16 protein-coding genes are annotated in these 19,717 nt (G+C 39.0%); 6 read left to right on the top strand and 10 right to left on the bottom strand.

Annotated features, from left to right (window positions below):
• Nucleotides 1-405: 405 nt before the first annotated feature.
• Nucleotides 406-3,936, bottom strand: a complete 3,531-nt coding sequence (locus tag RMY31_RS20475; RefSeq protein ID WP_322661758.1) for an AAA-like domain-containing protein — start codon at nucleotides 3,934-3,936, stop codon at nucleotides 406-408.
• A gap of 242 nt (nucleotides 3,937-4,178) precedes the next feature.
• On the opposite strand from RMY31_RS20475, the gene RMY31_RS20470 reads away from it, so the two are divergent.
• Nucleotides 4,179-5,489, top strand: a complete 1,311-nt coding sequence (locus RMY31_RS20470; RefSeq protein ID WP_322661759.1) for a tectonin domain-containing protein — start codon at nucleotides 4,179-4,181, stop codon at nucleotides 5,487-5,489.
• Between the two features lie 111 nt (nucleotides 5,490-5,600).
• Nucleotides 5,601-6,167 carry a hypothetical protein gene (locus RMY31_RS20465; RefSeq protein ID WP_322661762.1) on the top strand — a complete coding sequence of 189 codons (567 nt, stop codon included), beginning with the start codon at nucleotides 5,601-5,603 and terminating at the stop codon, nucleotides 6,165-6,167.
• Between the two features lie 14 nt (nucleotides 6,168-6,181).
• On the opposite strand, the gene RMY31_RS20460 is transcribed toward RMY31_RS20465, so the two are convergent.
• The 9 genes from RMY31_RS20460 to RMY31_RS20420 form a co-directional block, all read right to left on the bottom strand.
• The gene (locus RMY31_RS20460) at nucleotides 6,182-7,573 is read right to left on the bottom strand and encodes an AAA-like domain-containing protein (protein ID WP_322661764.1); all 1,392 of its coding nucleotides are present in this window, start codon (nucleotides 7,571-7,573) and stop codon (nucleotides 6,182-6,184) included.
• A 103-nt stretch (nucleotides 7,574-7,676) separates the two neighbouring features.
• Complete coding sequence (locus RMY31_RS20455; protein ID WP_322661766.1) at nucleotides 7,677-8,456, bottom strand: hypothetical protein; 780 nt, start codon at nucleotides 8,454-8,456, stop codon at nucleotides 7,677-7,679.
• A gap of 55 nt (nucleotides 8,457-8,511) precedes the next feature.
• Complete coding sequence (locus RMY31_RS20450) at nucleotides 8,512-9,048, bottom strand: DOMON-like domain-containing protein (RefSeq protein WP_322661768.1); 537 nt, start codon at nucleotides 9,046-9,048, stop codon at nucleotides 8,512-8,514.
• A complete protein-coding gene (locus RMY31_RS20445; RefSeq protein WP_322661769.1) occupies nucleotides 9,045-10,169 on the bottom strand; it encodes an aminoglycoside phosphotransferase family protein in 1,125 nt (374 codons plus the stop codon). Before RMY31_RS20445 ends, RMY31_RS20450 begins: the two co-directional genes overlap by 4 nt.
• Nucleotides 10,170-10,664: 495 nt before the next feature.
• Complete coding sequence (locus tag RMY31_RS20440) at nucleotides 10,665-11,486, bottom strand: lamin tail domain-containing protein (protein ID WP_409878138.1); 822 nt, start codon at nucleotides 11,484-11,486, stop codon at nucleotides 10,665-10,667.
• A 740-nt stretch (nucleotides 11,487-12,226) separates the two neighbouring features.
• A complete protein-coding gene (locus RMY31_RS20435; protein ID WP_322661776.1) occupies nucleotides 12,227-12,967 on the bottom strand; it encodes a peptidylprolyl isomerase in 741 nt (246 codons plus the stop codon).
• 33 nt (nucleotides 12,968-13,000) lie between these two features.
• The gene (locus RMY31_RS20430) at nucleotides 13,001-14,383 is read right to left on the bottom strand and encodes an HlyD family efflux transporter periplasmic adaptor subunit (RefSeq protein ID WP_322661778.1); all 1,383 of its coding nucleotides are present in this window, start codon (nucleotides 14,381-14,383) and stop codon (nucleotides 13,001-13,003) included.
• A 37-nt stretch (nucleotides 14,384-14,420) separates the two neighbouring features.
• Nucleotides 14,421-17,450: a peptidase domain-containing ABC transporter gene (locus tag RMY31_RS20425; RefSeq protein WP_409878137.1), complete on the bottom strand. Its 3,030-nt coding sequence runs from the start codon at nucleotides 17,448-17,450 to the stop codon at nucleotides 14,421-14,423.
• A gap of 23 nt (nucleotides 17,451-17,473) precedes the next feature.
• Nucleotides 17,474-18,034 carry a helix-turn-helix domain-containing protein gene (locus RMY31_RS20420; protein ID WP_409878136.1) on the bottom strand — a complete coding sequence of 187 codons (561 nt, stop codon included), beginning with the start codon at nucleotides 18,032-18,034 and terminating at the stop codon, nucleotides 17,474-17,476.
• Between the two features lie 455 nt (nucleotides 18,035-18,489).
• Between RMY31_RS20420 and RMY31_RS20415 the strand changes: the two genes are divergently transcribed.
• The 4 genes from RMY31_RS20415 to RMY31_RS20400 all read left to right on the top strand — a co-directional run bounded on the left by RMY31_RS20415 (nucleotide 18,490) and on the right by RMY31_RS20400 (nucleotide 19,571).
• Nucleotides 18,490-18,702, top strand: a complete 213-nt coding sequence (locus RMY31_RS20415; protein WP_322661784.1) for a hypothetical protein — start codon at nucleotides 18,490-18,492, stop codon at nucleotides 18,700-18,702.
• 64 nt (nucleotides 18,703-18,766) lie between these two features.
• Complete coding sequence (locus tag RMY31_RS20410) at nucleotides 18,767-18,985, top strand: hypothetical protein (RefSeq protein WP_322661786.1); 219 nt, start codon at nucleotides 18,767-18,769, stop codon at nucleotides 18,983-18,985.
• A gap of 44 nt (nucleotides 18,986-19,029) precedes the next feature.
• Nucleotides 19,030-19,278, top strand: a complete 249-nt coding sequence (locus RMY31_RS20405; RefSeq protein ID WP_322661788.1) for a hypothetical protein — start codon at nucleotides 19,030-19,032, stop codon at nucleotides 19,276-19,278.
• 62 nt (nucleotides 19,279-19,340) lie between these two features.
• On the top strand, nucleotides 19,341-19,571 hold the full coding sequence (locus tag RMY31_RS20400; protein WP_322661790.1) for a hypothetical protein: 231 nt from the start codon (nucleotides 19,341-19,343) through the stop codon (nucleotides 19,569-19,571).
• The last annotated feature ends 146 nt before the right edge of the window (nucleotides 19,572-19,717 follow it).

The raw sequence follows: 19,717 nt of genomic DNA, 5'->3' as shown, positions 1-19,717 counted from the left end.
CAGATTTATACAACTTATTTAAAACAATACCAAAAGCATTGATACAGAGGCTATTTATAAATAAAATATTAAGTAGCCATCATGAACTGCGTACACCAAAACACATGAAAAAGGGACTAGAGGCTAGAGACTAGGGAATAGTATTTTTTGCTCAGCACAAGCGCGCTTTTTCAAGTCAGGTAGACAAAATATTTCTGTTGCTTTATTGCCGTTGTGTTATGGCATTAGGTCACTAAAAGATAGCGAAAATAAATATTCGTAACGCAATGCACCCAGATATAGGATGCGTTAAAGCGCAGTGTAAGGTATTCTATAACGTTAAAATTCACTTTATTATTTTTTTCTAAGTATAGTTTCTCAAAAATAAAATATTTGCAGTTAGTAAAGCAATATAGATTCAACAATTCACCTTTCATTGCAAATATGTTTATTCGTTTTGTTAACGCTAGGATTATTATTTAGATAGTCACGCACCCAATTACATCCATTTTTTAGTAACTTATCTAGTTCAATATCTTGTAAATTCCATAAAATTACAGTTTTTTCCAAACCAGCAGAAACAGATACTAAAATATTATTTTTGATGAAGTTTACTTTCCTGATTGCACTTTTGTGACCGTGAAGACTGTAATGTAAACTCCCATTACTTATCTGCCAAAGCTTAATTATTCCATCCTCACCACCTGAAGCTAAAAGTTGACTATTCGGACTGAAACTTACGCTTAATACATGACCCTGATGGGTAGATAAAGATTTTAGCAAAGTTCCGTCGGTTGTCTTCCAAAGCTTAACTGTACCATCCACACTAGCAGATGCTAGAAACATCCCATCTGGGCTAAATTTTACATCTTGAACCGCAGAATTATGGCTGTCTAGAGTTTTAAATAATTGCCAGTCTTTACTCTTAATCCACAGCTTAATTATTCCGTCTTTGCTGCCAGAAGCTAAAATTTTACCATTAGAGCTAAAGCTAACACTAAGAATTTTATCATTATGACCTTGCAGAATTTGTAGTAATTTCCCATCACTTGTTTTCCAAAGCTTTATAACTCGATCTACACCAACTGAGGCTAAAAATTGATCGTTGTAAATATTGGGAATAAAACTTATATCAAAAATGACATTACTATCTTTCCATTCATTCAGCAATTTCCCATTGCTAATTCTCCAAAATTTGATTATACCATCAACGCTGGCAGAAGATAAGAACTCATTATTATGACTAAAGCTGACACCTTCAACAGCATTTTCGTGTTTCAAAGTTTGTAACAATTTGCCATCAAGGCTGCTCCAAAGTTTGACTGTGCGATCGTTGCTGGCTGTAGCCACAATTTTGCCGTCATGGCTAACACTCATTTTTCTAATTACATCACTATGGTCTGTAATAATTTTTAGTAAATGTTCGTGAAAACTCCAGAAGATAACTTTTTTATCTTCACCAGCAGAAGCTAGAGTGTGACTATTTGGGCTAAAATTTATACTATAAACCTTGTTATTATGTCCTGCTAAACTTTCAAGTAATCGCCAGTCACTCCTCCGCCAAATTTTCACAGTGTTGTCATCACTTGCAGTTGCTAGGAGTTTACCATCCTGACTAAAACTCACGCTGTTTACCCAATCACCATGAGATGTTAATGTTTTAACTAATTGCCAATCCGCAGTTCTCCAAATCTTAACTGTTGTATCTTCACTAGCTGTAGCTAAAAATTGACCATCCTCACTAAAGCTGATATGCAAAACTGCTTGATTATGAGCATTAATAGTTTTCAGAAGCGTTGCATCTTTGCTCCTCCAAATTTTCACCGTTCCATCTTTATTTGCTGAAGCTAGTAATTGTTCATCTGAGCTATTACTTGGCAAATAATTCACATACAAAATGTTAGTTTCAGCATCTTTAATATTTTTAGTTAATTTCCAGTTTTGATTCTTACTCCAAATATTGATTGTTTCATTACTATCATCAATTGCAGCGATGTTTTCACCATCTGGACTAAAATTAATACTAGCATTCCAAACATTTTTACCCTCTGTTTTGAGAGTTTGCAGTAAAATGCCATCCTGCCAATTCCAAAGTTTTACTGCTCCGGTTTCATCAACTGTAGACAATAATTTTCCATCTGGACTAAAACTTAAAGCTAGGATGGCATTTTGTTGTCGAGCAAAAACTTGGAATAATTTGCCATCACTCCTCCAGATTTTAATGCTTTTATCTTCACTGACAGTAGCTAAAAAGTTTCCATCTGGACTAAAATTTACGCCCCTAATAGCAGCTTTAAATCCTTCTAATCGGTTACGTTCTCTGGTGAAATTAACTGTCCGCTGTAATATTTCTAAAACTTGAATTTGAGTAGCTCGATCAACCCCATGGGTACTTTTGATTTGTTTAGCTGCTTTTAGTGCTTCTAATAAGGCATCAAATTTTTGATTGGAAACAAATAATGCAGTTGCAAATAGACTTGAAGATTTAATTTTTTCTAATTGCGCTTGTTTAATTATTCTCGAAGTCCATAGTCCGGCAAATACTGCTAAAATTAGGGCGATCGCTAACACTCCTCCTCCAATTTGAATCCGTCGTTTAGCTTTTTGGTTGGCTGCCAATAAGACTTCATTGGCTTGGATTAATATCTGCGTTGCTTCTGCTTCTGCTTGCAATCTTTTCTGCACATCCCGCTTTTCTAATTCCTGACTGGCATCTAAAAATTTTCGATCTAAATCACTCAAACCTTTATCTATTGCCCAATTGCGCGCATCTTGCAAAGTTTGCCCCCTTAACAAACGCGACTCATCCTGAAAGTGGGAATCCACCCAAGCATTTAACGTTTGTGCATAAGGTCGAATATTTGTCAATACTTTATCGAGCCATGCTCGATTAAATATCTGTGCATAGATGTCATTGTAAATTCGCAGTTTGCCTTGCTGCTTGACAATTAAGCCCGTCAGACGGAGTTGTGTTTGTTCGGGACTGTCATCTGCGGGGATTTCTCCCTGTTGTAAGATTTGCTGATATAGTCCTAATAATCGCCCAGTCTGATTTTGTGAACTTTGCAAAATGCGATCGCGGATAGTTCGTAAATGTTCTGGTTCATCCTGCGCTTCCCAGTTTTGGATAATTTGCGTTTGTACCAATCTTTCCACACATTCTTCTTCCTGATGCGCTGGGAATGAATCAGCAGAATTACAAATTAATTGGCAAAGCTTTTGAGTTAAAAAAGGTTGTCCGCCAGTCCACTTTAACACCTCTTCTATTATCGCTTGAGGTCTGGCGACTATTCCCTCTAAACCTCGAATTAAAACTGCTACTTCATCTAATTGAAACCCAGTTAATTCGATAGCGCGACCGATATTGAAAGGTGTGCGATTTTTATCACCAATTAAATTAGCCGGAGTCGCTACACCCAACAAGCAAAAAGTGAGACGTTGATATTCTGGATTATCTGCTCGGTAGTTATAACAAGCACGAATAAAAGCAAAAAAATCATCTTTAAAACTGATTCTTAAAATACTGTCAACTTCATCAATAAAAATAATTAAATTACCCGAAAATTCTGTTAACAGTAGATCATCAATCAATTCACTCAACCGTTGTTTCGGTGGTAAAAATTCATGCGATCGCCACCACGTCCCAAAATTCACCTTTCTTGATAAACCAAACCCCCGCAACACCTCAGACACAAATCCGCCATACCATTCAGCAGGTGTGACATGGCTGCCAATTCTAGTTAAATCAACTGATGCACATTGTATTCCTTGCTCCTTCAGCCGTTTCATAATATGAACTCGCAAACTAGATTTACCCATCTGTCGCGAGTTTAAGACATAACACAATTCACCATTTATCAACCCTTCATAAAGCTCAGAATCAGCTTGCCGCACTACATAAGTTGGGTGTTGATATTCAAGACTGCCCCCTAATTTATAGTATTTAAAATCAGTCATAACCTTTCAAACACTCCGCGCCCTTTCGCATGACTCTGCGTTTAAATTTAAGACAATTTTCATATAAAAACATATATTTCCTGGTTTACCTGACTTTTTATGACATTTACTGATTTTTTCATCAAAACTATATTTTTCTTTTAAAAGACCCCAGTTAAACTACTGACATTATATGTATCGACAGCAATCTAACAAAAACACATAATCTTAGTTAAGCAACAATTCCAACTAAGAGAAACATTATGAAATCTAACTTTATTACCAAGAACTTCGTCACATTATTAATTTTTGCAGCAATTTTAACTTCTGCAAATCCTAGTCAAGCGGCTCAACTAATTATTCGAGCGATCGAATGTAAATCTGTATCTACTGGTATTAGTGCCGGTGTTTTAAATGCAATTTTTCAACCACTGGCTGCTGTTAGTAAAGTGCTAATTTCTACAGCCCTTCCAGGCGACTTAAGCGAAGCCAGTAAAGTAATAGCTGAAATTCCCGATGTAGCGCAAGCAATTGATAGTTCTGGTGGCGGAGATCCAGACGATCTTTATTTAAGTCTCTCTAACCAACCAAAGCGAGATTTAGCAATTTGGCCAGCACGAGGACAAGACTATGATATTCGTAAAGGTCAAATCGTTCGCCCTAATCTCAAACTTGATTTCTCCAACGCCATTGATGTGAATTTCTGGGAGTATGACAGTGGTAGTGGAGATGATTTTCTCGGACGTTTAAGCGTTAATGAGTCTGAAGCTGGCGGCGTTAAAACAAAAATTGTCTACAACCCTGACGAGGGAAATGTTTACGTAGTTGAATATGAAGTAATTGGCGTAGCACCAACACCGCAAGCTGTAGAACAACAATGGCAACAAGTCATAGGCTGTGCTAAAAAAATCGCTGCTGGTGGCGGTAAAACTTGGGTGTTAGGTTGTGTCGGTGGTGGTAGTGGTTATCAAATCTTTTCTAGAAACGGTTCTAATTGGGATTTAGTTCCGGGTGCGGCTGTAGACATAGCTGTTGAAAGTAACGGTACTCCTTGGGTAGTCAATGCTGATGGCCAAATCTTTCAAAGAAGTGGTAACTCATGGCAACTAGTTCCCGGTTGTGCCAAAAAAATCGCAGCTGGTAGTAAAGTTTGGGTGCTAGGTTGTGACAGAAATGGCAGTGATGGTTATCAAATCTTTTCTTGGAACGGTTCTGGTTGGGATTTAATTCGGGGTGCGGTTGAAGACTTAGCTGTTGACTCTAAGAATATCGTTTGGGCAGTTAACGGGCGGGGAGAGATATTTCGTAACATCAATTTTCGTACTAGTGGAGACGTTGTAAAAAGAGGCGATCCTTGGACACTCGTTCCTGGTTGTGCCAAGAAAATCGCGGTTGGTGGTAGTAAAGTGTGGATTCTAGGTTGTGCCAGCAATGGTAGTAGTGGCTATGAAATCTTTTCTATGAACAATTCTAATTGGGATTTAGTTCCAGGTGCGGCGGTAGAAATTGCCGTTGATGCTAGCGGTAATCCTTGGGTAGTTAATGCTAAGGGACAAATATTCCGCGCACCGTAAATTTAGTAGGGTGCGTTATGTACGGAACGTACTAACGCACCAGAAATCTCTGGCCACAAAACTACAAAGGTTTCAGAAAATATTCACGGCTACAAAATATCGGAGAATATCATGAAATTGATTAAAAATCAAAGTAGAAATTTACTTACTCAAGGCGTATTAATTAACATTTTGGGTATGGCTGTTGGTTCGATATTATTAACCAATATTTCCATAAATCAAGTACAAGCTTCATGTGCAGCACCCTATGGCAATCTAGATTTTGAACAACAGCCCTCATCTTATTGGTTAACTGAAGGGCGTGCAGGTTTTGACATTAATAAAGGATATAGTTTTAGGGGTCAAAATAATGCCTGGATACGGAATGTTTCTGATTGGAATGCCATTCGTCAACAAGTACGTCTCAAGCCAAATTCTAACTATACATTAGAAGCTTATGTGCGGACATCAGCTAATGTCACAGATGGATACTTCGGGGTTCGTGATACCCAGCAGAAAGTTTGGTCTGAACTCAAGTTTGGTAGCTTGCCACAATATACGAAACTAACGCTACAGTTCCGCACTGGTAACGCTTCAACTTATAACATCTTTACAGGCTTTTGGGCTTTAGGACAAGATAGCTGGGTGCAAGTTGATAACTATTCTTTGAAAGGGCCAAGTCCAAGCTGTCCTCAATAGTATTTTTCAGTGTCTCAGTTTGAATTCTTCAAGTGTTCCCGAAAATATTGTTGATATAGTTGACAGCTTGGTGTTAATTTATCGCCTAATCTTTTAACTAAGCCCATACTATATAGCTGATACGCCGACATTGTTTCTATATCAACTGGTTCTGTTGCTGTCACTACTTTAATAAATGCTTCTGTTAAATTAGTATTTACTTTAAAAGTATGCAAAAATCGCCGTAAATGTTCTTCATAAATTCCGGCATTTGTGGAAGCATTTTGTAATAATTTTTCCAGAGTTATATCCCCAAGTGCAAGACGATAGAGTGCCAATCTAATTAAATATGGATGCCCTCCTAGCAAAGACATTAGTTGCTGAACTTGGGTTTGATTATAATCAAGTTTGTGACGCTGGGCTAAGTCTTCTATTTGTTCTTTGGTAAACTCTGTTAATTCAACCACTAACCCCACATTAAAGGGTGATTGATTTATGTCTAACGAACCATAGTTTTCAGTGGAATGTACTACAACTAACCGTAGATTTTCCCAAATTTCTATAGTTTTAGCTTCTTCATGCCAACTACGTAACATGGCAAAAAAACCTTGAGAAATTTCCGGATATTGAAAAACTCTATCTACTTCATCTAATGCCAACACTAAATTACTATTGATTTTTATCAAAATATTATCTTCAAAATATGTAGTGCAATTAATAATGCTACCTCTATATTCATCCCAAGATTCTTGCAACAAAGTAGATAGTTTTAATTTGTAACTAACATAAGCACAAAACCAACGCAAAAATTTATCCAAATTACTAAAAACTGTTGTTTCTGCTTGTAACAAGTTGAGGCGGACTGTACTGTATCCTTGCTGATTTGAGTGAGCGATGATTCTATCAAGCAAAGATGTTTTGCCCATTTGGTGAGGAGCTTTAATCCGAATCAGCGAGCCAGGGTGGAGAATTGTTTCATAACAGCGTTCTTCTATTGGCATTCTCTGGATGTAAAATGCAGAAGTAAGCTGAACTGAGCCTTCCGGGTATTCTGGCAATAATTCATTCTTGACGGTACTGCAACTATCTTGATGCCAAGACTCCAACTGCTGTACTTCTGTTGGTAGAATATTCCTATCTATAAATTGCGATTCTCCAGAAGAGAGGCTATGCGATCGCTCAATAGCGGCACGAAAATTAGTTTTATTAACCTCTTCTCCTAATGCTTCTGAAAGTAACTTCCACAATTTGAAACCTACGTCTTGTCGGAGATACTTAGCTGCATAACCTTCATTACTAGCAATTTCATCATAATTTAAACCTTGCCATGAGCCTTTAAGGACAATTATCTCTACATCTTTCAAATGTCTATTAATTTTGCTAAAGACAACTCCATCTAAAATTTTTAATCCTTCTTCCAAGTTCATTATTCATCCTGAGTAGATATATTTATAGGAATCTTACTTGAATTTTGCTAAGTATGATGGTCGAGAAGAATGTAGTCATGAGCAGCGATCGCGCTTTTTTCAATTAATCTGCCGTATCTATAGAGCAACCTGAAAAATTCTTAAAATCTTTTGTATAGTAATCTTTAACCTCATTTAATCTCTTACATAATATGGGGATATTTTGAAAGCTGTCTTTTATGTACTTCTCCCAAGTTCGTCTTGACTCTATAGCAAATTCATCATCTGCTGGAAGAAAATAGTTTGATTGACTATAATACAAATCGAAATAATCTAAAAAAAAGTCAGATACAGCTAAAATTTCATGATAATTTGGGTTATTTTTCTCAACTAGCTGATTATCTAAAATAAAGAATTTATTAAAGCTTGGGTTCTCTACAAGAAGCTTATTTAATTCCAGTTGTTTATCTACAACTGCAATATAAGCATCATTTCTGAATGATTCAAGAATATATTCGTTTTGCTTGGCTTGCTCAGTCAACTGCTCATTGATTATTTTGTTTTGATTCGTCAGAAGCCAAGACTGATAAATTACTACAGAAAATGGAAGCAACGTAAAGAAAAGTCTTGTGTATGTAATAAAGCGCAAACGGCTAATCAATGCGTTAGCTAACGTCGCTGTTTCATCTTTTGGAAATGGATTGTTAGGACTAATTTTATCTAGGTAATCTAGTATTGCTGTCTTCAACCCAAAAGAAGTTGTGACATGGAAAAGTAATTTTCCTAAACCCAGAAATTTATTTATTGGGGATACTTTTAATTTTGAGTTCTCCTCTTTTAGTTCTTGAATCTCTTGTTGCAATTTGTCGTTTTCTTCTTGAAGCTTTTGTAGTCTTTCTTCCATAGTAGATACCGCTCAGCTAATTTTCCTAACTTTACAAGCTACACAAAAACATATCTCACAAATCAATAATGAAACTATCTCGTAGATGAAAATCAGCTTTTGTATCTTGATGAGTTAATGCCCAATAAGTCACGTTACTATCTCTGCATTTGATGACAGTGGTAATGGCAACTTCGAGGTTTTGGTTTGCCGAGACGATTTTATCCAAATCAAGATCCAAGGCCAGTGTTAAACTATCAGATTGATTTTGGATACTAAACGGGAGTGTCATCAAAGCTGTTTCTTCTTGCATTCCTTGACGATAACCATCAAAGAGATAGACATTCCAATGTCCAGCAGGAGAGAGGTTAAATTCCCAATACCGTTGAGAATCCTTGATGCCAATGAAGAACTCAAAGCAGGTATCTTCCCACAGTTGGTGCTTTCGTGCTGGTGTGTCTGATAACGGAGCAATAATGACTTCTTTTAAATCGCCCGACAACGTGTAATGGATGGTAAGTTTATTAGCATGTCGGGCGATATTGCCTGCGATTTGCAAATTAGGCAGGAACTCGCTAAGGAAAGGTTGCAGAGAAAATGTCTGCTCGTTCATTTCATATCCTGGATAATAGAACGAATCTTTGTTTCTTGGGATTCAATACTTGCGGTAAGCTTGAATTGGACTAGTGCCCTCTCAAGATTGTGTTCTGGATGCTTGACTTTAAAGTAGACATTTCCTGCTAAATAATCAGCAAAGAATCGCAGTCCTAACTCAAAGGTGATGAGACGAATGGCATCGTACATGTATGCATAGTCATTCTCAGTGAGAAACGCTTTACCTACAGAAAGATATCCTTCTAGGATTGCCTGACACAGGTCGGTATCAAAATAAACACTTTGCCAATTTTCTGTTTCTTCGCCGGCAGGATTGCAGCCCGATCGCAAACAATCACCAATGTCATAATGTACCAGACCAGGCTTAACCGTGTCGAGGTCGATGACGCTGACGGCTTGTTGGGTAGCAGTGTCAAACATGACATTATTAATTTTGGGATCGCCATGCATTAAGCGCAACGGCAACCTACCTTCAGCTTTAGCATTTTCTAGAATATGTGCAAAGATTTGGCGATCGCTAACAAACTGCAAGGCATAATTTACTTCAGGCGACTTACCTACACTAGTTTTCGCCTGTACTTCTTCGTAATGTTGCAGATAAAGCGGTGTAATGTGAAATCCTTCGAGTGTGTCGGCGAGTTTTTCTGGAGGTAAGTCGCTAATCAGATTGTGGAACATCCCCAGAGCATAACCGATTTCTTTGGCGTATGAGCGATCGTGCATCGTGTCAAAAGATTGCGAGCCTTCAATAAAGCTAATCGCCCGCCAGAATGACCCTTCAGCATCCCGCCAATGGTCTTGAGCATCTTGAGTCAACAAGACACGCGGCACTTCCCAGCGACGAGTCAGGGGGGTGAGTTGTAAACGTTTGCGAACATGCTCAGTAAAGGTACACATGTTCTGCATGATCAGTTGGGGCTGACGAAACACCTGCGTGTTGATGCGTTGCAGGACAAAATGCTGTTCTTTGGGAGAATCTAGAGTAACCAGGAACGTATCATTGATATTACCACTTCCAAATGCTTGAACGCTCGTAACCTTTCCCTGAAGCGTGAATTGGTTGGCAATGGCAACAAGATTGTCCGTAGCCTGCGTTTTGAGATTTTCTGTTATGTTCATGTTTGACCTGCACTACTCCTCACTTAATTGCACAAAGGCAATAGGAGACATAGTAGCTTAAGTTGCACGTTAGGTCAGGTCTGTATCAATAAAGCGTTAACAGAGCAAGGTGTAAGTAGATCGGTCGGAATATTTATCGTTGAGACAAGGCAGAAGGTTTGAACTAAGTTTATTTTTCGTTACATAGTTATGTTTATTTGCACCTTTCTACTTATTGTCGATTATTATATGCGTCTGAGGTAACCAGGAGACGTTGCCAAAGGCATCACCGCCAAAGAGCAGAGGGAAAAATGCTTTCAAAAACCCTAAACTAAGAAACTTCAATACAGGATTTCTTTCTTTGATTCTTATAACCAAGTAATATCATAGCTTTCGAGAGCCAATACTACGCAACTTTCCTGCGAGGTTGAGGCTCTTTTTATACATAAACATAAAAAGCTCTCACCTTTGGGTAAGAGCTTTCAATGAATTATGCTACTGTGTAGCAGTTTTGCACTATATCGTTGTAATCTTCCATAAGGCACGATTGTAGTAATTAGCATCAGCACCAACGACTTTCGGACTTTCAAAGCCGCTTGATGCTAGCCAGCCACCTTCATCTCCTCGCTGTCCTTTGATTGGCTCTCCATCGGAAAACAGATACCGTTTTGTCTCTTGATTTTCAATGAGAAAACTATCACCACTTGGTACGATCTTCCATAGGGCACGGTTGTAGTAATTAGCATCAGCACCAACAACTTTAGGACTTGCAAAGCCGCTTGATGCTAGCCAGCCACCTTCATCTCCTCGTTGTCCTTTGATTGGCTCTCCAACGGAAAACAGATACCGTTTTGTCTCTTGATTTTCAATGAGAACAGTTTTGTTTAGTAGCTCATTGAGCTTTGCATCTGTGCTTTGATTTTCGACAACTGTGTCCACGGCTGATGTCTTCTCGTTAGCAGTGGTTGTTTTCGTGAAATTGCCTTTGCTGTCATAGGCTAAACCCGATACTAAATTTCCTTGAGCATCTAATAGTCTGACCTCATCTCCTGAATCTTTCCAAAGGGATACACCGCTACCGCAACTAAAGCCGCCTGACTCTGGATGTACCTCATTGGTATAAACGCGTACGCTCTGACCTGGGGCTAATATTGTTCCTTGGGGAAAAGTGAACGCTTTATTGCGTCCTACCCCTGAAGCAATTTGCCAACCAGATACATCGGCAGGTGTCTTTTCCTGATTGGTAATCTCAACGTATTCGTCAGATTGAGTTCTCTTGACCTTATTCTTATAGACAATATTGGTAATTTCTATTTGTGGAGTTTGCTGATTTGTCATAATTTTTACTCAAAATTAATGGTAATAGTCAATTGAGGACTAACGCACTAACTCTATGTATGGAGTGCGTTTCCTAACGCATCCTACTAATTGCGCTCTTGCGTAAATCCTTGCTAGGGTAGATGTATGGAAAAAATTACAGAATGATTACGATTAAAAAAATTAACTGTTTAAAATACAGTTAAGTAGAACGGCTGAAATAATTCACGCTATGTCATTGCGAATGGAACGAAGTGGAATGAAGCAATCGCAAGGGTTATATCGATTTTACATTCTGTTACATAGCTAGGTTTATTTTCACCGACTTACTTAATTGATTTCAGCGTTATTTAAAAAACGAGCATTGAAACAATCCGATTTCAGACATAAGTTTTGATTTTTAGCTGCTAATTGCCTGTAAATTTGTTTGAGTATTACTTTTCCAGCATCTTATAATCGGTAATAAAATTCAAGGACAGTTAAGACAGTTAAGACAAGTAAAATAATTAATGAGCAATAGTAATTGAAAATTATTTTTATATAAGCTTAAATGATTTAATCTCCAATGATTTTGTGAAAAAGAATTTTACCTAAACAACTTAGGTAAAGAACAAATTTGATGATGCGTTAAGAACTCAAATATAATTTTTGCGCTTAACCACCCTTTAGCTTAATTGACCGTGAACACTCAAGCCGTCATTGAGACACTCAAATGTGTCCAATCGCCGACACTCTTCGGGTTCGCTTTAAGCCGTGCTGTACTAGCAACTTATGACAACTTCAAATTTCATTTGCTCAAGTTGCTTTTTTAGCCATTGTGAAGCTAAGTTATAAATAATTTTTAGGCGTAAAGTTTGATTTAATTGCGGTGTGACAATTTCCTCAACATTAATCAAGTGAACGCCTTTAGAGGTAACAATTGGTTTAAGAAGTTGGGGAGGAGTTACTGCAAATACAGCTGCTGATATTTCTGGTTTTAAATTTGTGCGGCTCAGTATTCCCTTATATCCTCCACAGCGGCGTATTTCAACATCATGACTATATTTATGAGCAACTTCAGTAAAACTAATTTCTCCTTCTTGAATTGCATAAAATAACTCCATCGCCAAATCTAAATCATCGAAGACAACTTCATACATGACTACTTGAACATAATCTGATTGATGTTCAACAAAGAACTCTTCAACTTTGTCGGCAAATAAATGTTCTGTCAACTTGGAATAGATAACAGTGTAATAAACTAACTCTTCAAAATCATCTAAAGTAAGCCTGTGTGTTTGTAGCCAAGCCCAAGTTGCTTCAGCACTCTCAAGCTGATTCATCAACCGCAAGCTATCGGCAGCCTCTTGAAGTTCTTCTGTCTCAGCTTTAATGCCTGCTTCTTGCGCTGCATTTATCATAATTTTGCGAGTAATAATACTCTCCGCAATAGTAGGAATTTGGTAAGAAAGTTTGATTTGGTGAATAATTTCGTCTTGGGAAACACAAAGAATGTCTGACATAAAGCAACTCCCGATTAATACAAGTAAAAAGTCTTAGAGTTCTAAACCGCCTTTTTGCAACTTTTTAAACGGATCTAATACGAAGTCGATAATGCGACGCTCTCGAACAATTACCTCAGCAGTTGCTGTTTGACCTGGAGTTAATAAAATCCGCTTGTTTCTAGTGTCAATATAAGTTTTTGACATTTCAATTTCTAGTTCAAAATTTTCTAGCTTGCCTTGGGCAGTTTCTACAACTTTAGAGTCTGGCGAAATCCAGCGAAGTTTGCCTTCGGTTACTCCATAATCTTGAAAAGGATAAGCATCAAATTTCATTTTGACTGGCATTCCTACACGTAGAAAACCACTTTCCTGACTGGGCATCTCAGCTCTAAATATCAAGGGCACTCCCTGAGGTGCAATTTGAGTAATCATTTGCCCTGGTTGCACAACTGTTCCGGCATTATTTATAGATAACTGAAAAATTATGCCATCGATAGGGGCGCGAAGAGTTTGCTGTTGTAGTTGAAATTGCAAAGACTGAATTTGTTTTTTGGTTTGGTCAATTTCTGATTGCACATCGACAACTTGAGATTGGAGTTCTTTAATTTGTTTTTGACTATCCAAAAGTGCGAGTTCACCTGTACGACTGATGCGTTGATTGGTGCTTTGTTGTTTAGTAATTTCGGTAGTAGACTGTTGCATATCTGATTGCGCTTGTTCTAGAAGTCTCTGGCGTTCAAACATAGCGCCTTCTACTTCTTCTAATTTACTTTTAGAAATAGCGCCCTTTTGCCAAAGATATCGATAACGTTGTATTTCGTTATTAGCTAATTTCAGCCGACCTTTTTCTAGAATATATACTTGTCTACTGGAATTCAGCCGTTGCTGAATTTGGTCGAGTTGAGCAAGTTGTTCGGATTCTTGGGCTTGGTTTTGTAATTGCTGAGTGCGTAAAGATATTGTTAGTTGATTTTTGAGTAACTGAAGCTGACTTATTCGATTTTGTTGACCTTCAAGCTTTGCCTGAGTTTGTTGTAGTTCCGTGCGAGTTAAATCTGATTCTAACTCTAATAAAATTTGTCCAGCTTTGACTGTTTGACCTTCTTTAACTTTGATGGCTACAACTTTTCCAGTAACAGGTGCATCCAATCTCAGAGTTCTGCCTTGAGGTTCAAGTCGTCCTCTGGCACTACCTGTTTCGTCTACTTTAGATAGCATCGCCCAAGGTAAAACGATCGCCGCAAATATTACTAGCCAATACAGCAGTCCGCGAGTCCAAACTCGTGGCAATGTATCAATCAGTTCTTTGGTTAAAGAAGACCAATCTTCACTGGGAGATGTAGAAGATTTTGACTGAGGTTTTAAGTCCGATTGATTACTATGGTAATGACCATTTTGACTGAATTGCTCTTGTGTAGTAAATTCGTTTGTCATTGTTGGTTGTCTTATTAATGAAGGCAAAATAACAGGTTCAAATTGCTAGAGTCAGTTGTTGTTGATTGAGATAGAAATAGTGACCGCGTTTAGCTATTAATTGCTCGTGGGTGCCGCTTTCAACTAATAAGCCTTTATCTAGTACCAAAATTTTGTCAGCATTGCGTATTGTTGAAAGGCGATGTGCAATTACCACTGTTGTTCTATCTTGGAGAATTGTGTTGAGGTTAGTCTGGATGATGCGTTCAGACTCAGCATCCAGACTGCTGGTAGCTTCATCTAAAATCAGTAGTTGGGGATTTCCCACAAGGGCGCGAGCGATCGCTAGACGTTGTCTTTGTCCACCAGAAAGTGTTCCTCCCCCTTCACCGATAAGAGTTTCGTAGCCCATCGGTAGTTCTTTAATAAATTGATGCGCTCCTGCTTGTCTAGCGGCTTCTATGACTTCTTCTAAAGAAGCTTCTGGATGACCTAAACTAATATTTTCCCGAATCGTACTGCCAAATAAAAAGGTATCTTGGTCAACTACGCCAATTTGCTGGCGCAGCGATCGCAGCGATAAACTAGTGACATCATAGCCATCAATTAAAATCTTCCCTTCTGTGGGCGGATACAGCCCCAATATCAACTTAGAAATCGTTGTTTTTCCCGAACCACTGCGTCCTACAAGTGCGATCGTCTGTCCTGGTTGGACTTCAAAACTGATGTTTTCTAAGGTGTTGACATCGCTTTCTGGGTGATAGCGGAAAGTTACTTTATCAAAGCGAATGTAACCGCGAACTGGTGGTAAAGATTGATGAGATTGGTGTTGTAAATCTTCTTCTGGTTCAGCATCAATCACATCATTAATCCGCTCAACAGCAATCAGTACTTCTTGCAACTCATTCCACAGCAAAATCAGTCTTTGAAAGGGATTAATCACATTACCCAGCAACATATTAAAAGCAATCAGTTGCCCAATGGTGAGTTCGTTTTGAATCACTTGCCACGCCCCAAACCACAGTAATGCTGCGGTGACTACAGCTTCAATACCAGAGCTAAATATTTGCAGCGTGTTGCCAATTACCTGACCGGAAAAAGTCTTTTTCACTGACTTTCCAAAAAGTTCTTCCCAATGCCAGCGTACTGTCTGCTCAACTGCCATAGACTTAATCGTGCGGATGCCAGTGAGAGACTGGATTAAATACCCAGTTTCTTCGTTATGTGCCCCAAAAATCTCGCGAGAAACACGCTGTAAAAAAGGTGTAGCAATCAGCGCCAACAATACGAATGGTGGCACAATCACTAAGGTCATTAATGCCATCTTCCAGCTATACCAAAACATCAATCCTACATAGACGAATACTGTTAGTAAGTCGAGGAAGATAGATAGTGCTTCACCAGTTAAAAAACGTTGGATTTTGCGGTTTTCCTGGACGCGGGAAATAATATCGCCAACGTAGCGAGACTCGAAATAGTTCAGAGGTAAACGGAAGGTATGGCTTATAAAACCCACAATCAAAGCTAAATCCACGCGGTTAGCTGTGTGGTCTAAAAGGTATTGCCGCAGTCCTGTTATAGCAACTTTAAAAAGACTAAAGATAATTAAGCCGACACCTACAGCCGTTAATGTTAGGTCACTGCGCTGCACAACCACTCGGTCTAACAATAATTGCGTAAATAGTGGTGTGACGAGGCCAAAAATTTGAATGAGGATGGAAGCAATGAATACTTCCAGTAATACCAGCCAGTGAGGTTTGGTTAATTCAAAAAATTGCCAGAAAGGAGTACTAGCTTCTTTTGTTTCTCTGAGTAGGGCTGTGGGTTGGAGTAATAAAGTATAGCCAGTCCAACCTGCTTTAAATTCTGTATGAGAGAGGGTACGCTGACCAATACCTGGATCTGCAACGATAACGCGATCGCTTCTGACTTCATAGACAACGATATAATGTTTGCCTTCCCAATGCACAATAGCAGGCAAGTTTTGTTGTGCAAGTTTATCCAGGCTGGCTTTTACTGGTCGAGTCGAAAACCCAATGCTTTCTGCGGCGGCTGCTAAACCTCGCAACGATGACCCATTGCGGTCAACGTTGGCAATATCCCGTAGCTGATTGACGCTAAAACGCTTACCCCAGTAACGACCAACCATCACCAAACAAGCCGCACCGCAGTCAGATGCACTTTGCTGTTCAAAGAAGGGATAGCGTCGAGTAATACGTTGCCATAGATGACCGATTTTTACGGTTGGGTTAGGAAAGTAGGCTTTACTAATTTTCTTGTTTAACTGGTTTTTTGGCTCAACAGTAAATTGGGGAAATATAACAGGTTCAGATGCTGTGACGGGATGGTTGTTAGCATCGATTTCAGCCAATTGTGGCAGATATTGCAATGCAGTTTCCCAATGCGAACGGCTGAGACTGTATAGTTGCGAACTTTGAGTTACCTGCCAACCACGTTCTTTAGGTAACTGAGACAAGTTGTAAATATTGCCAGCAGTGAGTTTGAGTCCTGATGCGTGCGATAGTTCGCCGCGACGCAATATCCAAAGTTGCTGGTCTTTGAGTAGAGAAGATGGAAGTTTGCTAATTTGGAGATTGTGCTGTTCTAGGAGTGGTTGGATTTGCATTACGCTTTCGTAAGCAGCATTATTCAGCGCAGCATTTTGGCGACATAACAGCAGTAAATCCCAAAGTACAGCTTGACAGTGGAGATGCTGCCCAATGGAGGGATATTTGCGGATGAGCGATCGCAAATAATTTCCTGGAATATAGCCAAGCTTGAGATTTACCGAAGCCCTCGCAGCGTAAGGTTGAAATTGTTCTTCTGGAAAGAGCGTTAGTTGGGCGAATGATGTTCCCGCACCTATAGAAGCGATTAAATTATCGCTGCGATCGAGCAATCTGGCTTTACCTGCCAGAATTATATAAATGCCAACACTTGCGTCTGCTGTCTGCCAGAATAGTTTGCCTGCACTTGGTTGTAAAATTTCAATTTGTTTGATGCAGTCTGAAAGTTCCTGTTCTGAAAGAGTCTGACCCAGAGTTTGGGCAAGCTGTTGAGTAGAAAATTCTGTTTTGTTTTGAACCATGATTTGTTGGGAGTTTAACGGCATTAGTTACTGGTCTTAGCGAAATTCAATGACCACCGAAAATCAGGCTCTAGGTTTGGTCGCAGGTTGCCAATAGTAATCCGAGAATTCTTTGTGTTATCAGTTTCTTTGTCGGCAGTTTTGTGTGTCTGTCGAGTTGAAAGTCCCATTTCCTTGAGCAAGCGGTTAATGTGGCAAGCACTAACTTTAATTCCCGTCTCTTTTGCCAAATGCTTGCTTAACCATTGTCCTGTCCAGCGTTCAAATGAATAGCCATGTTCGCGCGGACTATGGCTTGCCAGCTCATTCAAACGAGCTAGATATTGCTCATTCACAGCCTTGGGACGACCCATCGGGCGATCGCTCCAATGGTGAGCCTGACCTGTTTGTGCCATAGTAATCCAGTGCCGCGCCGTCTCCTGAGAGCATCCCAACGCTTCACAAATTTGAGTCTGAGATTGGCCTGCATCTGCCAACAACATAATTTCAATACGACGGCGGTATTCCAGACGTAAATCTGTTTCTAAACTCTTGAGCAAAAGCTTATGCTGAAAAGTTGTTAAGTATAGACCTTGCTTGTCCACAGCAATTCCTCCTGGTATAACTTGCAATGCCCAGATAGAAATTAATCTGGTTTATCCTCGAAAACCTCTGTTACTTCTCTGAATCAAAACTCCGGGAATTCCACAACTTGTTACAAAACTACACAATAATTTTGTCCGGGGTCACAAGTGTGGCTGTTTAGGCGTTAGTGCTGTGACAGTACAGAAGCAGCATTAGCTAAGACCAGAGAAATAGTCTCAGTTTCAAATTGCATGATTCAAAGTAGTGTGAGCGCGTCATTGCACTTTCATTTATCAGACAAAAGTAGTTTTTTTTGAATATAAAATATTTTAAAAACAAAAACATAACTCTTTTAGTTATGCATAGAAAAGAAGTCTCAAGCCCTTGAAATAACAGATTGAATTTCAGAAGATTGAGATGTGATTAAGCAAGACATAGCTTATCCCATTCCAAGCAATTTCATCTAAGAAAAAAAATGGCTACTATTAATATTTCTGACTTGCATCCTCCTGGTTCCGATCTGTTTTCGGATTCTGAAGATTATATGGATGATTTAGTTGACGGTGAGATTGGCACTATCCAAGGTGGCTTTTCCAGCTTGAGGTGCGTAGGATGGTCACTTCGTTTTAGTCTTGTGGGAAGTATAATTAGTGGCACCTTACTTCTTTTAGAAGGAAGAGCTAACTAACCTGTAACAAAGCAGTTTACAGCTAATTCCATTTCAAGCCATTTCATCTAAGAGGAAAACTACAATGGCTAACATCAATATTTCTGATCTGCATTCTGCTGGTTACGATCTGTTCTCTGATTCTGAACTATTCATCAACGATTTATCTGAAGAAGAACTCAACATTCAGGGTGGATTTATTTCTCGTCCGTGGTTTAGTCCTTATTGTCGTCCTATTCCTACACCACGACCTATCTATCCACCTATTCGCATACTTACGGTGCAGATCGAAAAAAGAGGTTAAAAACTTGAATTTCTCAACCTTGTAGCAATTAAGGAGAACAAACAATGGCTACTATCAACATTTCTGACTTGCGTCCTACTGGTTCCGATCTATTTTCTGATTCTGAAGGCTACATGAACGATCTGGGGGACAGTGAATTTGATGGTATCTACGGTGGTTTAACACCAGCGCTTGTGTGGTCTGCGGCTACTGTTGCAGCTCGACTTTCCTCAGCTAGATGTGCGATCGCCGCAGGTGCAGGAATTGCTGCTGTAGGTAGTGCAATTTCTGGCTGGTTCACTGCCGGGAAATGATTAACTAAATATCACCTAGCAACTGAGTTAATCAAGTAACGTATTACTTGGAGAAATCTATCATGACAAACATTCTAATCAACGATCTCAATGTATCAGGATTCGATCTACTTTCAGGTGAAGAAAGCTATCTTAATGAAATCAACGATGATGAGTTGAATTTGACTTATGGTGGATTCACTCCTGTGCTGGCTATAGTGGCTATAAGTGGGGCATTTTCTGCCGGCTATGAGGCATCTAAGGCTGCTAGGGAAATTCATGATAAGAATAAGGGGATAATAGCCTGGTTATAGACCGATACAAATAAAATGAAAGGTGGACAAAGCCCACCTTTCATCGAATATATTTTGAATTTTAATTCAAATCATAAAAATATAAATTTATTTCCTAAATAGGATTAGTAATTATATTTTATTATTTTGCAATCGTTATTTATATA

This window comes from Dendronalium sp. ChiSLP03b (genome assembly GCF_034531165.2).
GTDB lineage: Bacteria > Cyanobacteriota > Cyanobacteriia > Cyanobacteriales > Nostocaceae > Dendronalium > Dendronalium minutum.
The sequence above is the reverse complement of the archived record's forward strand: the minus strand, read 5'-3'. Positions and strand labels throughout refer to the sequence as shown.

Coding starts and splice junctions, on each gene's coding strand:
- RMY31_RS20475 (WP_322661758.1), bottom strand. CDS start 3,936: ATGACTGATTTTAAATACTATAAATTAGGGGGCAGTCTTGAATATCAA.
- RMY31_RS20470 (WP_322661759.1), top strand. CDS start 4,179: ATGAAATCTAACTTTATTACCAAGAACTTCGTCACATTATTAATTTTT.
- RMY31_RS20465 (WP_322661762.1), top strand. CDS start 5,601: ATGAAATTGATTAAAAATCAAAGTAGAAATTTACTTACTCAAGGCGTA.
- RMY31_RS20460 (WP_322661764.1), bottom strand. CDS start 7,573: ATGAACTTGGAAGAAGGATTAAAAATTTTAGATGGAGTTGTCTTTAGC.
- RMY31_RS20455 (WP_322661766.1), bottom strand. CDS start 8,456: ATGGAAGAAAGACTACAAAAGCTTCAAGAAGAAAACGACAAATTGCAA.
- RMY31_RS20450 (WP_322661768.1), bottom strand. CDS start 9,048: ATGAACGAGCAGACATTTTCTCTGCAACCTTTCCTTAGCGAGTTCCTG.
- RMY31_RS20445 (WP_322661769.1), bottom strand. CDS start 10,169: ATGAACATAACAGAAAATCTCAAAACGCAGGCTACGGACAATCTTGTT.
- RMY31_RS20440 (WP_409878138.1), bottom strand. CDS start 11,486: ATGACAAATCAGCAAACTCCACAAATAGAAATTACCAATATTGTCTAT.
- RMY31_RS20435 (WP_322661776.1), bottom strand. CDS start 12,967: ATGTCAGACATTCTTTGTGTTTCCCAAGACGAAATTATTCACCAAATC.
- RMY31_RS20430 (WP_322661778.1), bottom strand. CDS start 14,383: ATGACAAACGAATTTACTACACAAGAGCAATTCAGTCAAAATGGTCAT.
- RMY31_RS20425 (WP_409878137.1), bottom strand. CDS start 17,450: ATGGTTCAAAACAAAACAGAATTTTCTACTCAACAGCTTGCCCAAACT.
- RMY31_RS20415 (WP_322661784.1), top strand. CDS start 18,490: ATGGCTACTATTAATATTTCTGACTTGCATCCTCCTGGTTCCGATCTG.
- RMY31_RS20410 (WP_322661786.1), top strand. CDS start 18,767: ATGGCTAACATCAATATTTCTGATCTGCATTCTGCTGGTTACGATCTG.
- RMY31_RS20405 (WP_322661788.1), top strand. CDS start 19,030: ATGGCTACTATCAACATTTCTGACTTGCGTCCTACTGGTTCCGATCTA.
- RMY31_RS20400 (WP_322661790.1), top strand. CDS start 19,341: ATGACAAACATTCTAATCAACGATCTCAATGTATCAGGATTCGATCTA.